Source organism: Deinococcus radiopugnans ATCC 19172 (assembly GCF_006335125.1).
GTDB classification, from domain to species: Bacteria; Deinococcota; Deinococci; order Deinococcales; family Deinococcaceae; genus Deinococcus; species Deinococcus radiopugnans.
The window spans coordinates 316,314-337,946 of the sequence record NZ_VDMO01000002.1 but is presented as its reverse complement, the minus strand read 5'-3'; the positions used below and the strand labels follow the sequence as shown (position 1 = coordinate 337,946).

The window sequence follows — 21,633 nt, the reverse complement described above, 5'->3', positions numbered from 1 at the left end:
CCACGGGAGTAAATTGCAGCTCAAACCGCCGGGAGCCGAAAGGCAGGCGTCTAGGCTGTGGTTCATGACTGGGGTGAAGTCGTAACAAGGTAACTGTACCGGAAGGTGCGGTTGGATCACCTCCTTTTACAGGTCACATTCTTCAACACCAGATGCGTTCTTAAGCGCCCCGAAACCGTAATGGTTTCGGGGCGCTTTTTATTGGTTGTCTCTTACCGGAACGGCTGCAAGTCATTCGAGAAGGCATGGAGGGACTCAGGCAACCGACCAATGCGGTGACGCTTTTTTCGCTTGTCCAGATGGGTGGTGTTCTTGCCCTCTTAAACCGGCAACCGGTACAGCGTCACGTCGAATCCCTTGACCGAGCGCTCCCCGACGTTCTGAAAACCGAAATTCTCGTAGAGGGCACGCAGTTTGGGCCGCCCGGTGGCGGTGTCCAGCTTGAGCCAGGGCCGTCCGCGCCGCGCCGTCTCCCGGGCCGCTTCCCGCAGCAGCAGCGCCGAGAGGCCCTGGCCCTGTGCGTTCGGGTGGACGGCCAGTTTATGCAGGTACAGCGCCTCCTGCGGGGCGTCCTCAGGCCAGAACAGCGGGTCTGCATCCATCAGGCACAGGCACGCCAGCGCCACGTCGCCGCGCCACGCCACGCGCCACCCGGCAGGCGGGTAGTACCGCGCCAGCCGTTCGGGGGTCAGGCTGCTCTCGGGCCACAGCGGCTCGCCGCGCGCTTTCAGGTGCAGGGCGGCGGCGATCAGCACGCCGGAGGCAGCGACGTCGTCGCCGGAAGTGAAGGTCAACTCGCTCAACGCCGCCCGCGCACGTGACGGTACTCGTAGCAGCCGTCAATCTCGTTCCTGAAAAACGATCCCTGCGACGAGGCTGCCAGGAACCGCTCGTACACTTCCGGCGGCACACCCTCGTAGTCGTAGCGTTTGCCGCTGTGGAACAGGATGGTCAGAGTTCTGCTGGCCGGGTCATAGCCGATGTTGCTCATCATGCTGGAGTCCACCGGGTGCAGGGTCACGCTGCTCATGGCCGCAGTTTACCCGCCCAGTTCCGGTGCGGGTTCGATGCCGGTGGCCCAGACCTCTGCTCCCCGCAGTTCCAGGCGCACGCGCGGCAGCGGGCCGTTGGCCTTGCCGAACACCGCGTCCCCGGCCTTGAGGGGATCAAAGACGCTGTAGTGGCAGCGGCAACCCAGTTGCGGGTGCTGCGCGTCACTGGGCGGGCGGTAGTTGAAGGCGAAGGCCAGCACCTCCGGGTCACGCACCAGATTGACGGTGCAGCCCAGGTGCGTGCAGACCCGTGAGTACGCCACCAGATGCCCGCCCTCTTTGAGTTCCAGGCCGCCTTCCACCGCCTGTGGCACCCGCAGCAGCGCGCAGGGGCGGCCCGCGTAGCTGAAATTCACGTTGGCCCATTCGTCTTGCAGCTCCTCCAGGGGGGCAATGCGCTGCGCCGGGGCCGCCTGAAAGTCGGGCGCTCCGGCTTTCTGCTTGCCCAGCGTGACGCGCGTGGCGTACCAGCCCATGTAGCCAAAAGCACCCGCCGTGGCCGCCACCGGCAGCAGCCACCATTTTTCCAGGAAGGCGCGGCGGGTGGTCATGTGGGGTGGATGGTGGATGGTGGATGGTGGATGGAAAGGGGCCAGCACAACTCGTTGAGGACAGCCGCCCAACGCTGTTTTCGCGAGCGGAAAGAAATCGACGGCAGACAGGACAGCGAATCCAACCTGCTTTTCACCATCAACCTTCTTCCATCCACCATCACCCTTCCCCCTGCCATTTCTCCATCAAGTCCAGCAGCAGTTTCAGCTCGGCGTCGGTCAGCTTGGGGTAGGCGGGCATGGCGCCCTTGCCGTTCACCGTGATGCTCCGCAGTGCCGCGCGGCTCAGGCCAGACTCGCGCAGGCTGGGGCCGATGCCGCCCGCGCCGGACGCGCCGTGGCACGAGGCGCAGCTTTCCGCATACAGCTTGAGCGCCGGATCGCTCTGGTTGAGGCGGGCGCGCAGCGAGGTGATCACGTCGTCGGCGTCACGCCCGACAGGATCGAGGGTGCGGTAGCGCTCCAGCGCAGTCAGCGCCTCCTGATCCTGCCCGAAGCGTGAAAGCGCGAAGCCCAGCAGCAATTGCGACTCCGGCTCGTTGGGGGCGAGCTGGGCGGCGGTGCGGATCAGCAGGGCAGCTCGCTCGGCGTCCTCGGCGCTGATCGGCGTGCCCGTCTGCTCGCCGCGCGTGAGCAGCAGGATGCCCAGACGGCGCAGTGCCTCAGGCTGGCGCGGATCGGTCTTCAGCGCGTTGCCGTAGGCGCTGACGGCCTGATCGTAATTGGCCGAATCGAAGGCAGCGCGGCCCCACGCCAGGTAGTCGTCGTTCTGCCCCGTGCGCTGGGCAGTGGCCTTGAGGGCGGGCAGCCTGAGCACCGCCTGCACGCTTTTGGCCTCGCCCGGCTCCAGCGAGGCCAGTTGCCAGCGCGGGATAAACGTCACCGCGCCCGCCACCGTCAGCAGCGCAGCCACGCCCACGCCCGCCACCGCCAGCGTGCGCGAACGGCCCGGCTGATTGGCCCGGGGGGCCGGCGGCAGGGCGTCCAGCGCCCGCAGGGTCAGCGCGGCGCGGCGTTCCAGTGCGGGCCGCTGGCGCTCATCTTCCAGCATGCCCAGCTCGCCGTACAGGCGATCGCGCTCGGCGGTCAGGCGGGCGCGTTCGGGCGCGTCCGGGTCTTCGGGCGCGGCGCGGCGCAGGGGGTCAAGCACCAGCCACAGCGCCGCCGCGCCGATCAGCGCCAGCAGAAACAGGCTGAAGATCACGCGCCACCTCCGCCCGTGTCCCGGCGCACCTGCTCCAGGTACGAATCGTAGGGTTCAGCGTCCGGCGTGGCCTGCGCCGCTGCCACAGGGCCCGTGTCGCGGCGGCGCAGGAAAGCCCACAGCGCCGCGCCGCCGCCCGCCAGCGCCAGCAGCGGGCCGCCCCACAGCAGCAGGTTGCGCCCGGTCTTGGGCGGATCGAGCAGCACGAAGTTGCCGTAGCGCTGCGAGAAGAAGGTGTAGATCTCCGAATCGCTGCGCCCGTCGGCGATCTGCTCGCGCACCGACTCGCGCATCTTGATGCTGATGTCGCTGCGCGAGTCCGCGATGGATTCCCCGGTGTCGCACAGCGGGCAGCGCAGGTTCTTCTGAATGGCAACGGCCCGCTGCTCCTGCGCGGGCGGCAGGGTCAGGGGCGCGTTGGATGCGGCGGCCTGGGCGAAAGCCAGACTGAGGCACAGCGCGACAGGCCGCAGCCCGGAGCGCCGTCCCCTCCCCCCCAGAGGCACGCTCAAATCCCCTTCACCCCAATTTTTTCCAGCCCCACGTTCAGCCGCTCGCGGGTCAGGCCGCCCCGATCCATGTGCCGCACAATGCCGTCCTTGTCAATAAACACGGTTTCGGGAATGCCCGACACGCCGTAGTTGACCCCCGTGTTGATGCCGGGATCTTTCAGGTTGGGATAGGCCAGCGCGTATTCCCGAATGAAATCGCGGGCGTTCTGCTCCTTGGTTTCCTGAAACAGGATGCCCAGGATCGCCGCGCCGTTCGCCGTCTGCTGCGCGCCCAGTTCGCGGAACAGCGGAGCCTCCTCGCGGCAGGGGCCACACCACGACGCCCAGAAATTCAGGACGACGGGCCGGCCCTTCAGGCTCGCCAGACTGACCGGCACGCCGTCCAGGCTTTCTAGCGTGAAGGCAGGCGCGGGTTTGCCGATCAGCGGCCCCCCGGTGGTGACATTCTTGGCCGGGCTGAGCAGCGTGTAGCCCAGCACCCCCACCAGCGCGGCCGCAATCAGCGGGGGCACGAAGCGCCGCCACGCAGGTGCGGGGTTGGGATTGGGTTTAGAGGTTCCAGCTTTGGGTGTGTCAGTCATAAGTCAACTCTCAGTGGCCCATGCCGGTCAGTCGGTGGCTGGGGCCAGTCCGGCGGGGGCGAGACGCGGTTGGGGCCGCGCCGGGCTGACCAGCGTCAGGCCCGCGCCGATGCAGATGATCAGGGTGCCCCACCAGATCCACGACACCAGCGGGCTCTCGATCAGGCGGATGCTGGCCCACTGCCCTTTAGGGTCAATACTCGTGACCACCAGATACGTGTCGCCCAACAGGCCGTAGCGCACGGCCGGGGCTGGAAACAGCGCGCCGGGGGCCTGGGTGTAGGTGTTCAGCCGGGTCTCGAAGGGGCGGCCGTCAATGGACACCGACGCGACGGCGGAGGTGCCGAAGCCCCGATCCACCTGCCGCAAGCCGGTCAGTTCCAGCCGCTCGTGCAGCAGGGTGGTGGGCGCGGCGGCCCGCAGGTTCAGGGTGGCCTGGGCGTCTTTGCGGTACGCGCCGCTGAAGGCCAGTCCCAGCGCCAGCACCACCAGTCCAATGTGCGCGGTGTAGGCCCCGTAGCGGCGCGGCTGGGCCTGCAGCGTCCGGCCCAGGCCGCCGGCCTGCCGCGCCGCGCGGGCCGTCAGCAGCCCCAGCCCGACGAGGTTATAGGCCGCCAGCGCCAGGGTCAGCAGAACGGCGGGGGCGCGGAGGCCGAAGACGAAGCCGAGCAGCGCTGCACCCACGCCCGAGGCCAGCAACGGCACCAGCGCCCGCAGCAGCCCCTGACCGTCGGCGCGGCGCCACGGCAGCAGCGGCCCCACGCCCATCAGCAGCAGCAGGCCCAGGCCCAGCGGAATGGCGAAGGCGTTGTAGAACGCTGGCCCCACGCTGGCGTCGCGGCGGCCCTGCGCGGCCTCCACGAAGGTGGGAAACAGCGTGCCCAGCAGCACCATGAAGGCGAAGACCAGAAACAGCCAGTTGCCCGCCAGGAAGGCACCCTCGCGGCTGACTGGGGCGGGCACCTCTGCCTCGTCGCGTAGCGCAGGGGCACGCCACGCGGCCAGCCCGATGCCCACGATCAGCAGGAAGGCCAGGAAGCCCAGGAACACCGGCCCCACCGGCCCGCCCGCGAAGGCGTGCACGCTCTGGACGATGCCGCTGCGGTTCAGGAAGGTGCCCAGCACGGTGCTGGAATACGCCAGCACGATCAGCCACACGTTCCACGAGCGCATCAGCCCGCGCTTTTCCTGAATCTGGATGCTGTGCAGGAAGGCGGTGGTCAGCAGCCACGGGATAAACGACGCATTCTCCACCGGATCCCAGGCCCAGTACCCGCCCCAGCCCAGCGTCTCGTAGCTCCACCAGCCGCCCGCGACGATGGCGGCGGTCAGGAACGTCCACGCCACCAGCGTCCAGCGGCGGGTGACCACCACCCAGTGATCCGAGAGGCGGCCCGTGACCAGCGCGGCCACCGCGTAGGCGAAGGGCACGCTCAGGCCCACGAAGCCCAGGTACAGCAGCACCGGGTGAACGGCCATCATCCAATGGTTCTGCAGCGCCGGGTTGGGGCCGCGCCCGTCGGCCAACAGGGTGGACACGGGCGTGAAGGGGGAAGCGATGGTGGCGCACACCCCCACGAAGAACAGCAGGCTGACGAACATGGTGCCCAGCGCCCAGGGCCGCAGCGCGTCGCGCCGCAGGGTGAGCGACAGGATGAAGGTAAAGCCCGACAGCAGCCACGCCCACAGCAGAATGCTGCCCTCCAGCGCGCCCCACAGGCTGGTGATCTTGATCCAGGTGGGCGAGGCCCGCATGGAGTGTTCGGCCACGTAGCGCACCGTGAAGTCGTCTTTCAGCAGCGCCACCATCAGCACCAGCATGCCCAGGCTGATCAGGGCGAAGACGGCCCAGGTGGCCCGGCGCGCGGCCTCGGTCACCCGCGCGTCGGCCCGGACGCCGCCCACAAAGGCCAGCAGCAGCCCCGCCAGCGAGAAGCCCAGCCCGCCCAGCAGTGCGAGTTGCCCCAGCGAGCCCAGGGCGCTGGACTGAAAGGAGATCAGGTTAAGCATGGAGGCCCCTTCGGGGATGCGCGGTGCGCGGGGGGCGGGACGCAGGAAGAGCGTTCACCGCGCACCGCTGACCGCGTCCCGCCCCGCTCACTGCGTCTGCTGAAGCATGTCCTTCAGCTCGGTCTGCGTTTTGGGCACGTTGTACTCCTCGCTGTGCTTGACGATCAGTTCCTGGGCATGGAAGGTGTCGCCCTGAAACTCGCCGCGCACCACCACGCCCTGGTTTTCCTTGAACAGGTCACTGACCGCCCCGCTGTACTGCACCGGAAAACTGGCCCCCCCGTCCGAGACGACGAATTTCAGGTTCAGGGTCTGCGGGTTGTAGTCCACCGCCCGCACCAGACCGCCGATGCGGATCGGGCGGCCCTCCAGCTCGGCCCGCTGCTGGGCGTACTCGGTGGGCGTCACGAAGTATTCCAGGCTCTTGTTCAGGTTGCCGAAGGCGATAAAGGCGGTCAGGCCGACGAGCGCCACGACACCCAGAATGACGGGCAGCGGGTTGCGGCGGCGCTGGCGGGCGCGCGGGAGGGGCGTGGGCTGGCTCATCTTGGGGCCTCACCCGTCTCGTCCCTGACACCCTTCAGCCGCGCCCACAGCCAGACCAGATAGCCCAGCAGCAGCACGAAGGTCACGGCGTAGACGACGATCACGTAGGCGCTGTACTTATCCATGAGACGCTCCCATCTGACCCGCCGCGCCCAGGTCTTCCATCAGTTCACGTTCCTCGCGGGCTTCTTCACGGGCGGCCAGCGTGCCGCGCACATTCAGCAGGTACAGGTACAGGAAGGTGAAGGCGACCACCGCCATCAGCAGCACCCAGCCGTACACCGGAGCGGCGTCGAAGCGCACCTTGCCCAGCAGCTTGAGGGTCTGGGTCTGGTGAACGCCGCGCCACCACTCCACCGCCATGTAATTGACCGGCACGTACAGCGTGCCCACAATGCCCACCACCGCCGACACGCGGGCGCGCCTCTCTGGATCGTCGATCAGGCTGCGGATCAGCAGGTAGCCGCCGTAGACCACCAGACTCAGCGCGGTGGTGGTCAGGCGCGCGTCCCAGACCCAGTACGTGCCCCAGGTGGGTTTGGCCCACAGCATCCCGCCGACGATGGTGACCACCGTGAACAGCACGCCGATCTCGGCGCTGGCCAGGGCCAGACGATCCCAGCGCCGCTGCCGCTGAATCAGGTACAGCAGCCCGAACAGCCCGGTGCCGCCATAGGCCAGGTAACTGAGCCACGCGCTCGGCACGTGCACGAACATCAGCCGCACCAGCGAGCCCTGATTGACGTCCAGCGGCGCGGCCAGGCCCAGCGCAATCGCCACGGCCAGCGTGGCCACCGTGGCCCCGCCCAGCAGCGTCGTCATGAGGTTTCCTTTTTTGCGGCTGCGTTTGCTGGTCATCTTGCTCCTATCTTAAGAGGTGGACTCTGCGGGGGCTGAGGCGGCAGATCACCGCGACTCCGCCCCACCCGTTTCGTTACTCCACAATCGCGCCTGGGCCAGATTCAGACAAGTGCGAGTGTCCCCCTTTTTGCACGCCAGAGAAGGTAAAAAATGCCCTATTCTGTGCAGAATCACAGCCGTTTTTCTCTGGAGGTTCACCCATGTTCAAGCGTTCCTTACTCCCGCTCTCCCTGTGCGCCCTCACCCTGACCCTGGCCGCCTGTGCCCCGGCCCAGACCGGCCCCCTGCCTGATCCTGCCGGCTTTCGCCCCGCGCCCGGCGACGTGGCCCAGAATGTGGAGGGCGTGGGCGATCTGGGCCGCTGGATGATCACCAGAGACCTGCAAAACGCCACCTGGCTGGGCGAGAAGGTGGGCGGCCGGACCCTGCGCGAGCCGATCAACGTGGTGATGATCGACGCGGTGGCCAAGACACCCGAGGCCGCCACCCGCCGGATGCTGGACGCCATGACCCAGGCGGGCTACGGCCCCAAGAACATGCACAGTGACGGCTACTCTGGTTACCTGAATGGCGAACTCCGGGGCCAGTACCCGCAGGGCAAGGGGCTGGCCTTCAGCGACGGCCCGTGGTACGCGGCGAACAACCACGGCCGGGTCTTCGGGCCGTTTGCCGTGGGCGAAAGCACGGTGTTTATCGCCTCGTTCAGCCGCGAGAACTTCCGCTGGCTGCCCAAACCCGGCCATCCGTACAGCTCGTTTCAGGTGGCCCGCGAGGATCTGGGCCAGCAGATGGGCGCGAAGACCGTCTTTAAGCCCCAGGGTTACCTGAATCTGGACTCGGCGCTGGACACGCCCACCGAGACCACCGGAGACCACGACGGACGGGCGCTGTTGCTGGTGGCGCAGGAGTAACCAGCCTGGAAGCCTTCCCTGAGACGAACCGCGATTGAATCGTTTGCAAAACGGCGAGAAGCGGAGGCTGGGCGTGGCGTTGATAAATCGGTGTCCTCCCGGTTAGTGAACGCCACAGACGGCAGTCCGTATCAGACATGGCGGGGCTCACCGTGCGCGGGTGTGGGCCATGTTCCACCCCGGCCATGAAACCGCTGCGGTGGCCTGCGTTCCTGGCGCTGATCCTCCAGCTCCAGCCCCTGCGTGGCGGCAGCGCGGCCAACGAGCAGGCCCGCAGTCACATGGAAGGACAGCACAGGGCACTGGGCCATCAGACGCGGCGCAACTCCTGCTCCTCTAAACTCCTGCCATGCCCAACCCACGCGATCTCGGCCTGCCCTTTGCCGGCCGAACTGGCCCCCTGAATGCCATCACCGATCTGCCGGGTCTGGAGGTCGGCCACGTCACACTGATCTCCGGTGAGGGCGCACACGCCGTCCGCACCGGGGTCACTGCAGTCCTGCCCTGCGGCAAGACCGGCGCGCACACGGTCCCTGCCGCGTGGTTCTCCCTGAACGGCAACGGCGAGATGACCGGCACTGCCTGGATCGACGAATCCGGCGGCCTGAGCGGCCCGATCATGCTGACCAACACCCATTCGGTGGGCGTGGTGCGCGACGCGGTGGTGGCCTGGGGCAAATCGCACGGCTGGGCTGAAGCCTGGAGCCTGCCGGTGGTGGCCGAGACCTACGACGGCTTTCTGAACGACATCAATGGGTTCCACGTCACGCCCGAACACGTGTTCGAAGCCCTGGACAGTGCATCTGGTGGCCCGGTGGCCCAGGGCAACGTGGGCGGCGGCACCGGGATGATCGTTGCCGGCTTCAAGGGTGGCATCGGCACGGCGTCACGGGTACTGGACGGGTTGCCCCATACGGTGGGCGTGCTGGTGCAGGCCAATTTTGGCGCCCGCGAAGACCTGACGGTCCTGGGCGTGCCGGTGGGCCGGGAGATTCCCGACCTGCTCCCCGTACGTGAGGAGTCGGCTGGCCGCGACGGCTCGATCATCATTGTGGTGGGCACGGACGCGCCGCTGCTGCCGCATCAATTGCGGCGTCTGGCCCGCCGCGCGGCCCTGGGGCTGGCCCGCACCGGCAGCGTGGCGCACAACGGCTCCGGCGACCTGTTCCTGGCCTTCTCAACCGCTGTCCCCGAGGTGGCGGGCGGGCTGGAACACTGGCGGGCGCTGCCCCACACCAGCCTCGATCCGCTGTTCAAGGCGGTGGTAGAGGCCACCGAGGAGGCGATCATCAACGCCCTGTTCGCCGCCGACACGATGACCGGCCTGCACGGGCGCACGGTCCACGCCTTGCCACATGGGCGCACGCTGGAGATGATGCGCAGATACGGGCGCGGGCCAGACGCCGACTAACGGTTCTGGTTCTCGGCCCCGACCCTGCCGCCCCGTCCCGCCGCCAGCAGGCGCAGCCACTGGCCCAGAATCGGCTCCAGGCGGTAGCGTTCGGCCCCGGCGTAGGCCCGATCACTCCACTCCTGCCGGAGGTCCGGCTGCGACATCAGTGACCGTAGGGCCGAGGTGAAGGCCGTGACGTCCTGCTCTGGGACCAGTGCCCCACCCCCCGCCGACAGCAATTCTGCTGGCCCGGTGGGACAGTCGAAGGCCACGGCAGGCACGCCGTAGGCCTGTGATTCCATCAGGACCAGCGGCAGCCCCTCGTGGCGGGAACTGAGGGCGTAGAGGCCGGCGGCGCGGTACACCGCCGCCACATCCGGCGTGGGCGCACACAATTCCCAGCGGCGCAGCCCCAGGCCCGCAGCCAACTCACGCAGGGCCTGTTCCTCTGGCCCCTGGCCGTACAGCTGAAGCCGCCAGTCGGGGTAACTGGCCTCGACCTCGGCCCAGGCGCGCAGCAGGAGATCGAAGCCTTTCTGGCGGTCCAGCCGGCCCATGCCCAGGACCACGCGGCTTTGCAGGGAATACGGGTTGACCGGCGGGCGATCCACCGCCAGCGGGTTGGCAATGGCCGTGACCGTGGCGCGGGCCAGCGGGAAGGCCGCCCGCCACCAGTCGCGGTCCTGTCGGGTCAGGGTGACCACCCGGTGCCCCAAGTGCGCGGCCACCACGCGGGCCAGCCGGCGCGAGCGCATGTTCAGGTCGCTGCGGAAATTGAAGTGTTCCCAGGCCACCCGGAGCATCGGCAGGTCCAGCACGGCGGGGAAAACGAATCCGGCCAGGAACGTGTCCACCGTGATCAGCACGTCCGGACGCTGCCGCTGCAGTTCGCGGCGCACCGCACGCGCCAGCGGAACGGTCTGCCCACGCATCCGCAGGGTGCCCTCCGGCAGCCCCAGTGAGGTCAGGGTCACGGCCTCCGGCAAATCGAAAGCCGAGGTCTGTCCGCGCAGGGTCAGAATCCGCACGTCCAGCCCCAGCGCAGACAGCCCGCCCGCCACGGTGGCCGTGACCCGCTCCATGCCGGCCCGCACCGTCATCGACTCGATCAGAAAGGTGACCCGGACGGTGGGTTGGTGGTCCGCGGGTGGTGGCCTGGAAGACGGGGTCACGGCCATCAACGGGTCCGGGGCGCCCCCGCTGTCCTCAGTTCCACCGTCTTCAAGCACGTCGCCCAGCCGGATGGGAGGGCGGCGGGTGTTCAGCCAGCGCCGCAGCCGGCGCCGCAGCGGGGCGGGCACGGCCCATTGCCGGACAAAGCTGGCCAGCTCGTGGGGACCGGGACGGGTGGCCAGCAGCGCCCGGCCCAGCACCGGCAGACCGGCGGGATCCCCTGCCCGCACGGCGCGGGGCACCACCTGCGCCAGCAGAAAGCCGGCGTAGGCCCGGTCCGACAGGTGCCCGGCCCGGCGATGTTCCTGTGCCCACGCCAGCATGGGCCGCCACGTCGAGACCCCGCTTCCCGTGGGCCGGTCCTCACCCTGGTAATAGATGGCCAGCGTCGAGGCGTCTTCGGGGGCCAGCTGCTCGAAACCGACCCCCGGCGTTGCCTCAAGGCGCAGCAGCCAGTCCCAGTCCTCGTTGTTGCGCAGATGCGTGGGCCAGGGCACGCGCAGGGCCAACGCTCGGGGGGCCAGCACCAGAATGCCGAAGACGGCGCTGCCCGGCGGACGGCCAGGGCGGCGAACGAACATGTAGTCACCCAGGGATTCGTCGGCTGCCTTGGGGCGCGGGGGATACAGGCGGTCACCGTACGGCGTGCGCCCGATGTACCCGCTCAGCACCACCGGCAGCGGATGAGCCGAACGCTGCGCCAACCCCATCTGCCGGGTCAGTTTGTCGGGCCGCCACACGTCGTCGTCGTCCAGAAAGGCGATCCACTCGCCCCGGGCGTGCTGCACCCCATGGTTGCGGGCCGCCGACGGTCCCTGATTGTGCGGCAGGGTCAGCGGGCGCAGCCGGGGATCGTCAATGGCGGCCAGCGCCGCCGCCGTCTCGGCATCGGGACCGTCCATGACCACCAGCACTTCCAGATTGGGGTACCGCTGCGCCAGGGCACTGCCCAGCCCCCGGCGCAGCAGCAATTCAGGGCGGCGGTAGGTGGGAATCACCACGCTGATCAAAGGCGTGGTCCCGGCGTGCGTGCCGGTGTCCTGAGAAAGTACGTCTTGCACGGTGACCTCGGCGTGGAGTACGCAGGCAGGGAAGGAGAGGGAAGGGAACTGGGCGACACCGCACCCATCGTATGATCTTCAATTTAGGCCAGGCCGGGCACCTCGGGGGCCGACTTTGTGGTCAGGGTCTAGAAGGCCGGGTCATGGCGGTTGACTGCCGCGCGGGAAGACGCGCTAGCCTGCCCGCCATGACCGCCCCGCTGCCGCCGGACGCCGCGCCGCCTGAACTTCCGGAGCGCGGCCCAGTCAAGACGCGCGCGCCGCTGCCAGACGTGTTGCGGGGAGTCGCGCTGCTGGGCATCCTGCTGGTCAACGCGCAGGATTTCGCTGGCTTCCGCGAGTGGACCCAGACCGGTGCGGACCGCGCCGCTCAGGTCTTGACCGACGTGCTGGCCAATGGCCGCTTCATCAGCATCTTTGCCATGCTGTTCGGCTGGGGGGCGTCGGGGCTGTTGCAACGGCAGGGGCTGGTCGTCTTCGTGCGGCGGCATCTGGTGCTGCTGGCGGTGGGATCCTTGCATTTCGTGCTGGTGTGGCACGGCGACATCATCTCGCTGTACGCGGTCCTGGCCTTCGCGCTGCTGGCGACGGCGCGGCTGACGGTGCGCGGGTTGCTGACGCTGGCGGCGGTGCTGGGCGCGTGGTGGTTGGGGCTGGGACTGCTGGAGGGCTTCGCCGCGCAGGCGCAGGGACTGGAGGCGTCCAGGTTCACGGGGCTGCCTGCCCTGTTCTCCGGCGAATCCTACGCGCAGGTGGTTGCGGAGAGGGGAGCCGGATTCCTGGGCGATCTGATCGGTGGCAGCCTCTACAACGGCGCGTGGCTGCTGGCGCTGTTCTGTCTGGGGGCGGTGGCGGGCCGCACGGGACTGCTGCTGCGGCCCCACGAACATGTGCGGCTGCTGCGCGGGCTGGCCGTGTGGGGCCTGCTGGTCGGCCTGCCGCTGGGCGCGTTGCTGGCGTGGCTGAACACGCGGGGCGACTACGCCAGCGGGCTGATCGCCATTCCTGTCCGCATGGGCGGCGGGCTGGCCTCGGCGCTGGGCTATGTGGGCGTCATCGGCCTGCTGACGGTGCGTGATCGTCTGGGGCCGCTGCGCGCTTTTGCCGCTGGGGGGCGCGTCGCCATGAGCAATTACATGGCACAGAGCCTGATCATGACCGCCGTGTTTTACCCCTACGCAGGCGCGCAGTTCGGGCAGTGGGGCGCGGCCTCGGCGGTGGGGCTGGCGCTGGCGGTGGGCCTGTTGCAGTTGCCGATCAGCGCGTGGTGGCTGCGCCGCTTCGGCACCGGCCCGCTGGAATGGCTGGTGCGGCGGGTGGTGTACTGGAGGTGAGCGGTGACCCGTTCCCGCCCCGTGGCACAATCGCGTGCATGACCCCTTCCGCTTCCCCCCTGCGCGTGCTGGCGCTGTGCCTGGGCAACATCTGCCGCAGCCCGCTGGCCGAGGCGCTGCTGCGCCGGGAACTGGGGGCCGCCGGGGTGTCGGCCACGGTGGACAGCGCCGGAACGGGCGACTGGCATGTGGGCCGCCCCGCCGATCCCCGCAGCGTGGCGGTGGCCCGCGCCCACGGGCTGGCCCTGACTGGACGCGCCCGCCAGTTGACCGCGCAGGACTTTGTGGACTTCGACGTGATCGTGGCGATGGACGCCCAGAACCTGCAGGATGCCCGCCGACTGGCTCCGGCGGACGCGCGGGCCGGGTTGCACCTGATGCGCGACTGGGACACGCGGGGGCAGGGTGAGGACGTCCCCGATCCCTACCACGGTGGACCGGACGGCTTCGAGAACGTGTACGCCATGCTGGAACGCAGCGCACGGAGTTTCGCGGCGCAGGAGGCCGGCACGAGGCACCGGGGCTGAGGCTCTGGCCGCGGGTGTGGGAAACCGGTGAGAGCCGCGCGGTAGACTGCCCGGCATGGACAACCGCACGAATCTCGACGATTACCTCGCGGAGCTGGGCATCAGCGAGGCGGACGAGAGCGTCACGCCGCCGCCCGCCCCCGACGCTTCCGGCTCTGCCGCCCCGCCGGAGGCCGCCGCCACGGACCCCCGGGCCGTGCTGGACCGCTTTCTGCGCGGCCTGGTGGCGCGCATCGATCCCGAGCTGAACGTCACCGTCCGCGAAACCGAGGACGCCATCGAGGCCGAGATCAGCGGCGAGAACGCGGCCCGCCTGGCCGGGCGCGACGGGCGCACGCTGGGGGCCATCGAGGTTCTGGCCTACACGGTCCTGTCCAAGCTGGAGGGCCGGGGCGATACCCGCGTGCGGGTCGACATCGGCGGCTTTCGCAAGCGGCAGGCCGACACCCTGACCAAGCTGGCCGAGCGCCTCGCCATCGGCGTCGCCAAGAGCGGTGAGGCCCACGAACTGCAGCCCATGCCGGCCGCCGAACGCCGCGTGATCCACATTGCCCTCAAGGAACACCCGGACGTGATGAGCGAATCCGTGGGCGAGGGCGCGTCCCGGCGGCTGGTGATCAAGCCCCGCCACAGCTAGGCGCAGAAAATAACAAGCGCCTCATCGCCTGTTGACCGGCGCGATGAGGCGCTGCGACGTTCAGCCCGCTGAAGTCAGCTGTGTCCCACCTCGGCCAGCAGCTTGCCCAGCTTCTCGGTGTCGGCGGCGAAGCCCCGGATGCCCTCGTACAGCTTCTCGCCGGCCATCGCGTTGCTGGCGAGGCTGTAGCGGAACTGGGCCTCGGTGATCAGCTCTTCTTTTTCGTGGCCCATCGGCTCGTTCAGCTTCACTTCCAGCGGCCCGTGGTCCTCGGCCAGTTCACCCAGCAGTTGCGGGCTGATGGTCAGGCGATCACAGCCGGCCAGCGCTTCTACCTGCGCGGCGCTGCGGAAGGACGCGCCCATGATGATGGTCTCGTAGCCGTGGGACTTGAAGTGATGGTAGATCTCGCGCACCGACTGGATGCCAGGATCTTCATCGACGGGGTAATCCTTGGTGCCGGTGGATTTCTTGTACCAGTCGGTGATGCGGCCCACGAAGGGCGAGATCAGGTAGGCCCCAGCCTGGGCGCTGGCCACCGCCTGCTCCAGATTGAACAGCAGGGTCATGTTGCAGCGGATGCCCTCCTTTTGCAGGATGCGCGCGGCCTCGACGCCTTCCCAGGTGGAGGCCAGCTTGATCAGGATGCGGTCCTTGCCCACCCCGTTTTCCTCGTACAGGGCGATCAGGTGGCGGGCGCGGGCCAGCAGCGCGTCCTTGTCGAAGGACAGCCGGGCGTCCACTTCCGTCGAAACGTTGCCGGGGACGATCTTGGTCAGCTCGGTGCCGACGCGGACGGTCAATCTGTCGATGACGTCATCCACGCTCTCGCCTGCCTTCAGGCGGTCACGGGCCTCGGTCATCAGGTCGCTGTAGCCCTCCAGTTGCGAGGCCTTGAGGATCAGCGACGGGTTGGTGGTGCAGTCCTGCGGCTGGTACTTCTTGATGGCCTCGATATCGCCGGTGTCCGCCACGACGACGGTGACGGCCTTGAGCTGTTCGAGCTTGTCGGTTTTAGTTGCAGTCTGGGTGGGGTTCATGGTTGACCTCCGTCTGTCATGAGTGTACCTAGCTCAGTGCGGCCTGAATGGAACGCGCCATCGTTTGCAGCGTGAGGGCAGGCAGCGGCGGGCCGGCTGACTCGCGGCCCGCCGGGCAGGCGGCCACCATCCGGTCCAGGCACGCGCTGAAGGGTTGCCCGGCCTGTGCCGCGTCCCGGTAGGCGTTGCGGGCTGCGATCAGGGTGTCGGTCAACTGCTGACGGGCCGGGCTGGTGTCGCCCACGGTCTGCACCGAGTCCAGTCCGGCCGTCAGGGCCTCGCCGAAGTTCTCGCGGTCCACGCGGTCTGCGCCCTGGAGCGCCCCGGCCATCGCCAGGAAAACGTTGCCGTACAGCGGCGCTTCCAGATTGTCAGTGCTTTCGGTCAGCGTCAGGCCCAGGTCCTCCAGCGCTCCGCCCACTTCAGGCGGTGTGGTGCGGGCGGCCAGGCGCTCACGGGTCAGGGAAAACGCCTGGCCCAGGGCCAGTACAGGCTGTGCCGCGACGTCATCGATCAGCCTCTGAACCATGTCGACGGCCTGCGTGCTGGGCACGCTCTGTTTGGATGTCATCTGGTCCCTCCAATTGGCCGGAAAATGGGGCGATTCCGGCGCAGTTCACCCCCAGCTTAGCGCTGGGAAGGTCAGTGCACCATTGTCCGTCCTTTGTGAATCTGCCGTCTTGCCAGAGCCACCACGCGCCGCTTACAGCCCCCACACCAGCGCAATCACCGGCGCGCCCACCGCCACCACGATGATCTCCAGCGGCAGGCCCACCTTCCAGTAGTCGCTGAACCGGTAGCCGCCTGGCCCCATCACCAGCGTGTTGCTCTGGTGCCCGATGGGCGTGAGGAAGGCGCTGCTGGCGGCCAGCGTGACGCCCATCAGGAAGGCGTCGGGGTTGGCCCCCAGGCCCTGGGCGATGGTGACGGCGATGGGCGCGGTGATCAGCGCGGCGGCGGCGTTGTTGATCACATCAGACAGGGTCATGGTCAGCACCATCACGATGATCAGTACGGCCATGGGCGGCCAGCTGGCGGTCACGCCCAGCACGCCCTCGGCGATCAGTTTTGCGCCCCCGGTGCTCGACAGCGCCGCGCCCACCGGAATCAGCGTCGCCAGCAGCACCAGAATCGGCCACTCGATGCTCTCGTACACGTCACGCAGGTTGATCAGCCGCAGCAGCAGCATGGCGGTGGCGGCGGCGGTAAAGGCCACGGCGACCGGCAGCAGGTTGAGGGTGGCGGCCAGGATGGCCACCAGAAACAGCCCGCCGGTCAGCAGCATCTTGCGGGTCTGCCCGGCCGGCACCATGTCCAGCGGGCGTTCGCGCAGCGGCAGGCAGCCCAGCGTGTTCAGCGCCTCGTCGATGGAGGTGCGCGGCCCGTGCATCAGCAGCACGTCCCCGGCCCGGAAGCGGGCGTTGACCAGCCGCTCGCGCAGGCGCTGGCCCTGGCGTGACACCGCGATCAGGTTGATGTTGAAGCGCTGGCGCAGGTTCAGGCTGACGGCACTCTGGCCCACGATGGGCGACAGCGCCGTGACCACCACCTCGGCCAGCCGCACGTCGTCGGAGGCCAGTTGTTCGGGGGTGATCTTCTCGTTGCCCACCAGCGTGAGTTGCCCGTCCTCCACCAGTTCGGTCAGCCGGGCGGCGTTGGCCTCGACGATCAGCACGTCGTCCGCCTGAAGCACCGTAAACGGCGTGGGAAAGGGGCGCTGCGATTCGCCGCGCACCAGCGACACCACCTGCACGCCCTCCACTTTGCCCAGGTCCATCACACGCTGCCCGGCCAGGGTGCTTTCCCTGGGCAGCCGCACCTCGGTCATGTAGTCGGCCATGCGGTACAGGTCGGCGCGGTTCTCGCCGGACACCCGCTGGGGCAGCAGCCGCCAGCCGAACAGGGCCAGGTACGCCACCCCGGCCACCGCCACCGCCCCGCCCACCGCCGTGAAGCTGAACATGCCATACGCCTCGCCCAGCAGGTCGCGGCGCAGGTTGGAGATGATCAGGTTGGGCGGCGTGCCGATCAGGGTGGTCATGCCGCCCAGCAGCGAGGCGAAGGCCAGCGGCATCAGCAGCGAACTGGCCGAACGGCCCGCACGGTTGGCCAGCGTGATCGCCACCGGCAGCATGATTGCCAGCGCCCCCACGTTGTTCATGAACGAGCTGAGCACGGCCACCACCACGCACATCACCAGAATCTGCGTGGTCATGCCGTTGCCCACCCGGCCCAGGCTGCGCACCAGCACATTCACCAGCCCACTCTTCTGCAGCGCCTGGCTGATCACCAGCACGGCGGCCACCGTGATCACGGCCGGTTCGGAAAAGCCCTTGAAGGCGTCGTTGCCCTTGACCACCCCGGTCAGCGTCAGGGCCAGCAGTGCCAGCATGCCCACCACGTCGTAACGCCACCGGCCCCACACGAACAGCACCAGCGCGCCGATCAGGGTGGCGAACACCAGCAGTTGCGGGAGGGTCAAGGGCGCACCCGGCGGGTGGCAACCGGGAAGGACGTGAAACTTCGGCAGTGGCAAGGCGTGGGCATGGGCTGCGCGCATTCTAGGGATGGGCGTTGACACTACCCTGCTGCGCCGCTGAGCAATGCTTTAGACAGTCGACGCTCTGCCGGATGCGGTCCACTTCTGCGTAAGCGCGGGCATGGCAGCACGATGTGCCCGGCTCGTCACCGCGCGGCCTTGGCCTGAACAGCCCCGCAGCGAGGCGAATTTCCTTCCCGTCTCCAGATATGGACGCCTGCGGCCCTCCCCGTACCAGATGCAGTACAGTAGCGGCGCTGCCCCGTGGGCAGTCTCCGCAGGAACCGAGGGAAGTCCGGTCATACCTGTTCGCCCCCACAGGGCCACAGGGTCAGTCCGGCACAGTCGCGCTACGGTCTTCAGTCCGAACGCTCGCCTCGCGGAGCCCACGCCTTCTTGTGCCTGCCCCCGCGTAGGGGCCAAGGGTGACCACCGTGCCGAACTAGCTGTTTTCTAACGTCTTTGCCGCCCCTGGTGGGCCGCGCGGGGACGTCTTTTTTTATCCACCCGGCTTCCACCAGTGTCCCCAACGGCACTGGCGTCTCCGCTCTGTTGTTTTCCCCCGAGGTCACGCTATGGACTCTCCCGCGCTGGATTACCTGAATCCGCCCTCCGGCGACGCGCACGTGTCGCCTCCGCCCCGGCCCTACGCCCCGGAAACCCGCGTGACGCACGTGGTGTTTCCCGGCACCACCAACCACCACGGCACGCTGTTCGGCGGCGAGGCCCTGTCGTTCATGGACAGCGCGGCGTTTATCGCGGCCACCCGCTACTGCCGCCGCAAGGTGGTCACGCGCCATCTGGACGCCATGGAATTCTCCCGTCCCATTCCGCAGGGCACGCTGGTGGAACTCGTCGCCCGCGTGGTCAAAACCGGGCGCAGCAGCATGACCGTGCGGGTGGAACTGTTTATCGAGCAGATGTCCAGCGATCACCGTGAACTGGGCTGCACCGGCACCTTCGTGCTGGTGGCGCTGGGCGAAGACGGACAGCCCACCCCCGTGCCCCGGCTGGGGGCCTGATGCTGCTGGCCTACGACTCGCTGACCGGCAACGTGCGGCGGCTGGCGCAGGAACTGGCCGGGACGCTGGGCGCGGAGGTGGTGGACGTGCGATCACACCTTCCCGCCTCCGAGTACCTGCTGCTGACCTACACCTTCGGCACGGGGCAGGTGCCGGACAGCACCCGCCGCTTTCTGGAGCGCCACGGCCACCTGCTGCGCGGCGTGGTCAGCAGCGGCTCGTACCACTGGGGCCAGAATTTCGCGCGGGCGGCGGATGTGATCGCCCAGACCTACCGCGTGCCCGTCGTCGCCAAAGTCAACAAGGGCGGCACCGCTGCCGACCGCGCCCGCGTGCTGGCGTGGTTAGGGGAGCAGCACTGACATGGAACGCTGGATCGAACTGAACAACAAAGTCCTGGCCGGAACGCTGGTACAGCCGCAGCATGACCTCGAGGCCCTGCAAGCCTACTTTCAGGAAAAGGTCAACCCGAACACGGTCTTCTTCCACAACCTGAGGGAGAAGATCCGTTACCTGACCGAGCAGGGCGTGTGGGACGCGGGCCTGTTTGAGCGCTACACGCCTGAAGAGGTGCAGGCTGTGTTCGAGCGGGCCTACAGCGTCAAGTTCCGCTTCCAGGCTTTTATGGGCGCGTACAAGTTCTACAACGAGTACGCCACCATGACCCCGGACCGCACCCGCTGGCTGGAGCGCTACGAGGATCGCCACAGCGTCACCGCCCTGGCCCGCTCGCAGACCGTGGAGGAGGCGCTGGAACTGGTGCATCATCTGGTGAACCAGACCTTCACCCCCGCCACGCCCACGCTGATGAATTCGGGCAAGGCGAACACAGGCCGCCTGGTGTCCTGTTTTCTATTGCAGGACTGCACCGACAACCTGGACTCCATCACCAAGACGCTGTCCTTTGTCGCCGAGCTGAGCAAGGGCGGCGGCGGCATCGGCGTGGAGGTCAGCAACCTGCGGGCACGCGGCGAGAGCCTGCGCGGCATCCAGAACGTCACCAAGGGCGTGATGGGCGTGGCGAAGATGCTGGACAACATGCTCAGATACGCCGATCAGGCCGGGCAGCGCCCCGGCGCGGGGGCCATTTATCTCAGCGTGATGCACGCCGACTTTCTGGACACCCTCTCGGCCAAGAAGATCGCCACCGACGAAGACGCCCGCCTCAAGACCCTGAGCGTCGGCGCCACCATCCCTGACCTGTTCATCGAGAAGGTGCGCGCGGGCGAGGACATCTATCAGTTCTACCCGCACTCGCTGTGGCAGGAAACCGGGCGCGAGTTCACGTCTATCGACTGGACGGCGGAATACGACGCGCTGGCCGACAACCCCCGCATCCGCAAGAAGCGCGTGTCGGCCCGCCGGGTGCTGGAGGAAATCGCCGTGACGCAGGGTGAGAGCGGCTACCCCTACCTGCTGTTCGAGGGCCATGCCAACCGCGCCAACCCGATTCCCCATGTGGGCAGCATCAAGATGAGCAACCTGTGTTCGGAGATCCTGCAACCCACCATGCCCAGCTATTTCCACGCCTATGGGCAGGAGAGTAAAGACCGCATCGGGCTGGACGTGTCGTGCAACCTGGCCTCTTTGGTGATCGAGCAGACGATGGGGAGCGGCGACATTGGCCGCGTGGTAAAGGCCGCCGTCCGCATGCTGGACAACGTCGCGCAGTCCACCCACATCACCGAGGTGCCCGCCGTGCGCCGCGCCAACGAGGAGATGCGCTCGATTGGTCTGGGCGCGATGGGCCTGCACTCCTTCCTGGCGGGCCGGGAACTGATCTACGGCTCGCCCGAGGCGCTGGACTTCGTGGACGTGTTCTTTGCCGCCGTGCACTACCACGCCCGCCGGGCGAGCATGGAAATTGCGCGCGACACTGGGTTTGTCTTTGCGGGTTTCGAGGGCAGCCGCTACCAGTCCGGCGAGCACTTTGCGCAGTACCTGGAACGGGACTTCGCTCCGAAGACGCCGGAGGTGGCCGCCCTGTTCGACGGTCACACCCTGCCCACCTGCGCTGACTGGCAGCAGCTTGTCGCTGACATCCAGCAGCACGGCTTGGCGCACTCGTTCGTGATGGCGGTGGCCCCCACCGGCAGCATCAGCTACGTCTCGAACGCCTCGGCCAGCATCATGCCCATCACCGAGCGGGTGGAGACGCGCACCAGCAACAAGGCGCGCACCATCTACCCCATGCCGGGCCTGAACGCCGAGACCGAGTGGTACTACGAGGAGGCCTACGACATGGACCAGCGCCGCGTGCTGGACACCGTGGCTGCCGCGCAGCGTCACGTCGATCAGGGCATTTCCTGCACGCTGTTCGTGCCGGCCAGCGCCACCACCCGCACCCTGCAGGCGTATTACCTGTACGCCTACCGCCTGGGCATCAAAACCCTGTACTACACGCGCCTGCGCAAGTCCAACCTGCAGGACTGCCTGAGCTGCGTGGTCTGAGACCCTCACACGCTGATTCCAACCTTTCCGCCAAGACCACCGGAAAGGTGTCCATCGCCGCAAGAAGGGCTCCGTTGCCACTCGCTTCGCTCGGGGTCGTCTCCGACTCATACCAATTCCGGTTAAACAGTTTTTGGAACTGTTCAACCCGAGCGGAGCGAGAAGGAAGAGAACGGTGGCCGGGAAAGGAGTGATCAAATCGGCGCTTTCCTGATTTGATCACGGATT

Annotated in this window: 22 protein-coding genes and 1 rRNA gene; 9 read left to right on the top strand and 14 right to left on the bottom strand. The window is 67.9% G+C overall.

Features of this window, described 5'->3' with window-relative positions:
• Positions 1–127, top strand: a 16S ribosomal RNA gene (locus FHR04_RS03065); the annotation flags it as partial.
• A 193-nt stretch (positions 128–320) separates the two neighbouring features.
• Here FHR04_RS03065 and FHR04_RS03060 read toward each other — a convergent pair.
• The 10 genes from FHR04_RS03060 to ccsA form a co-directional block, all read right to left on the bottom strand.
• Entirely contained in the window at positions 321–794 is a 474-nt protein-coding gene (locus FHR04_RS03060) for a GNAT family N-acetyltransferase (RefSeq protein WP_311734696.1), read from the bottom strand.
• 5 nt (positions 795–799) lie between these two features.
• Complete coding sequence (locus FHR04_RS03055) at positions 800–1,030, bottom strand: KTSC domain-containing protein (protein ID WP_139400675.1); 231 nt, start codon at positions 1,028–1,030, stop codon at positions 800–802.
• A 9-nt stretch (positions 1,031–1,039) separates the two neighbouring features.
• On the bottom strand, positions 1,040–1,603 hold the full coding sequence (locus FHR04_RS03050; RefSeq protein ID WP_139400673.1) for a Rieske 2Fe-2S domain-containing protein: 564 nt from the start codon (positions 1,601–1,603) through the stop codon (positions 1,040–1,042).
• A 160-nt stretch (positions 1,604–1,763) separates the two neighbouring features.
• On the bottom strand, positions 1,764–2,807 hold the full coding sequence (locus tag FHR04_RS03045; RefSeq protein WP_139400671.1) for a c-type cytochrome: 1,044 nt from the start codon (positions 2,805–2,807) through the stop codon (positions 1,764–1,766).
• Positions 2,804–3,313 (bottom strand): cytochrome c-type biogenesis protein, encoded by a 510-nt coding sequence (locus tag FHR04_RS03040; RefSeq protein WP_249038943.1) that lies wholly within the window; start codon positions 3,311–3,313, stop codon positions 2,804–2,806. The genes FHR04_RS03045 and FHR04_RS03040 overlap by 4 nt, the downstream gene beginning before the upstream one ends.
• Before the next feature lie 2 nt (positions 3,314–3,315).
• Entirely contained in the window at positions 3,316–3,900 is a 585-nt protein-coding gene (locus tag FHR04_RS03035) for a TlpA family protein disulfide reductase (protein ID WP_139400669.1), read from the bottom strand.
• A 27-nt stretch (positions 3,901–3,927) separates the two neighbouring features.
• Complete coding sequence (locus FHR04_RS03030; RefSeq protein WP_139400667.1) at positions 3,928–5,910, bottom strand: heme lyase CcmF/NrfE family subunit; 1,983 nt, start codon at positions 5,908–5,910, stop codon at positions 3,928–3,930.
• An 87-nt stretch (positions 5,911–5,997) separates the two neighbouring features.
• A complete protein-coding gene (ccmE, locus tag FHR04_RS03025; RefSeq protein ID WP_052195173.1) occupies positions 5,998–6,456 on the bottom strand; it encodes a cytochrome c maturation protein CcmE in 459 nt (152 codons plus the stop codon).
• Positions 6,453–6,581, bottom strand: coding sequence for a heme exporter protein CcmD (locus tag FHR04_RS03020; RefSeq protein ID WP_139400665.1), 129 nt, complete (start codon positions 6,579–6,581; stop codon positions 6,453–6,455). Before FHR04_RS03020 ends, ccmE begins: the two co-directional genes overlap by 4 nt.
• Positions 6,574–7,314 carry a cytochrome c biogenesis protein CcsA gene (ccsA, locus tag FHR04_RS03015; protein ID WP_249038940.1) on the bottom strand — a complete coding sequence of 247 codons (741 nt, stop codon included), beginning with the start codon at positions 7,312–7,314 and terminating at the stop codon, positions 6,574–6,576. The genes FHR04_RS03020 and ccsA overlap by 8 nt, the downstream gene beginning before the upstream one ends.
• 203 nt (positions 7,315–7,517) lie before the next feature.
• Between ccsA and FHR04_RS03010 the strand changes: the two genes are divergently transcribed.
• Both FHR04_RS03010 and FHR04_RS03005 read left to right on the top strand, forming a co-directional pair.
• On the top strand, positions 7,518–8,228 hold the full coding sequence (locus tag FHR04_RS03010) for a hypothetical protein (RefSeq protein WP_139400661.1): 711 nt from the start codon (positions 7,518–7,520) through the stop codon (positions 8,226–8,228).
• A 349-nt stretch (positions 8,229–8,577) separates the two neighbouring features.
• Positions 8,578–9,639 (top strand): DmpA family aminopeptidase, encoded by a 1,062-nt coding sequence (locus FHR04_RS03005; protein WP_139400659.1) that lies wholly within the window; start codon positions 8,578–8,580, stop codon positions 9,637–9,639.
• Here FHR04_RS03005 and FHR04_RS03000 read toward each other — a convergent pair.
• On the bottom strand, positions 9,636–11,855 hold the full coding sequence (locus tag FHR04_RS03000; protein WP_139400657.1) for a glycosyltransferase: 2,220 nt from the start codon (positions 11,853–11,855) through the stop codon (positions 9,636–9,638). The genes FHR04_RS03005 and FHR04_RS03000 overlap by 4 nt on opposite strands.
• A gap of 188 nt (positions 11,856–12,043) precedes the next feature.
• On the opposite strand from FHR04_RS03000, the gene FHR04_RS02995 reads away from it, so the two are divergent.
• Genes FHR04_RS02995 through FHR04_RS02985 form a run of 3 tightly spaced genes read left to right on the top strand, consistent with a single transcriptional unit; the run spans position 12,044 to position 14,353 of the window.
• Complete coding sequence (locus FHR04_RS02995; protein WP_139400655.1) at positions 12,044–13,189, top strand: DUF418 domain-containing protein; 1,146 nt, start codon at positions 12,044–12,046, stop codon at positions 13,187–13,189.
• A gap of 38 nt (positions 13,190–13,227) precedes the next feature.
• A complete protein-coding gene (locus tag FHR04_RS02990; protein ID WP_139400653.1) occupies positions 13,228–13,716 on the top strand; it encodes a low molecular weight protein-tyrosine-phosphatase in 489 nt (162 codons plus the stop codon).
• A gap of 55 nt (positions 13,717–13,771) precedes the next feature.
• Positions 13,772–14,353 (top strand): Jag family protein, encoded by a 582-nt coding sequence (locus FHR04_RS02985; protein ID WP_139400650.1) that lies wholly within the window; start codon positions 13,772–13,774, stop codon positions 14,351–14,353.
• Positions 14,354–14,427: 74 nt separating this feature from the next.
• Here the strand turns inward: FHR04_RS02985 and tal are convergent, their stop codons facing one another.
• From tal to FHR04_RS02970, 3 genes are all read right to left on the bottom strand, one after another.
• Positions 14,428–15,393 (bottom strand): transaldolase, encoded by a 966-nt coding sequence (gene tal / locus FHR04_RS02980; RefSeq protein ID WP_039681794.1) that lies wholly within the window; start codon positions 15,391–15,393, stop codon positions 14,428–14,430.
• Positions 15,394–15,421: 28 nt separating this feature from the next.
• A complete protein-coding gene (locus tag FHR04_RS02975) occupies positions 15,422–15,964 on the bottom strand; it encodes a DAK2 domain-containing protein (RefSeq protein ID WP_139400648.1) in 543 nt (180 codons plus the stop codon).
• A 132-nt stretch (positions 15,965–16,096) separates the two neighbouring features.
• Complete coding sequence (locus FHR04_RS02970) at positions 16,097–17,875, bottom strand: SLC13 family permease (RefSeq protein ID WP_211344166.1); 1,779 nt, start codon at positions 17,873–17,875, stop codon at positions 16,097–16,099.
• Positions 17,876–18,507: 632 nt separating this feature from the next.
• Between FHR04_RS02970 and FHR04_RS02965 the strand changes: the two genes are divergently transcribed.
• The 3 genes from FHR04_RS02965 to nrdE are packed head-to-tail and all read left to right on the top strand — an operon-like array spanning position 18,508 to position 21,405.
• On the top strand, positions 18,508–18,954 hold the full coding sequence (locus FHR04_RS02965; RefSeq protein WP_139400644.1) for an acyl-CoA thioesterase: 447 nt from the start codon (positions 18,508–18,510) through the stop codon (positions 18,952–18,954).
• Entirely contained in the window at positions 18,954–19,316 is a 363-nt protein-coding gene (nrdI, locus tag FHR04_RS02960) for a class Ib ribonucleoside-diphosphate reductase assembly flavoprotein NrdI (protein ID WP_249038939.1), read from the top strand. The genes FHR04_RS02965 and nrdI overlap by 1 nt, the downstream gene beginning before the upstream one ends.
• 1 nt (position 19,317) lies before the next feature.
• Positions 19,318–21,405 carry a class 1b ribonucleoside-diphosphate reductase subunit alpha gene (nrdE, locus tag FHR04_RS02955; RefSeq protein ID WP_139400640.1) on the top strand — a complete coding sequence of 696 codons (2,088 nt, stop codon included), beginning with the start codon at positions 19,318–19,320 and terminating at the stop codon, positions 21,403–21,405.
• Positions 21,406–21,633: the final 228 nt, after the last annotated feature.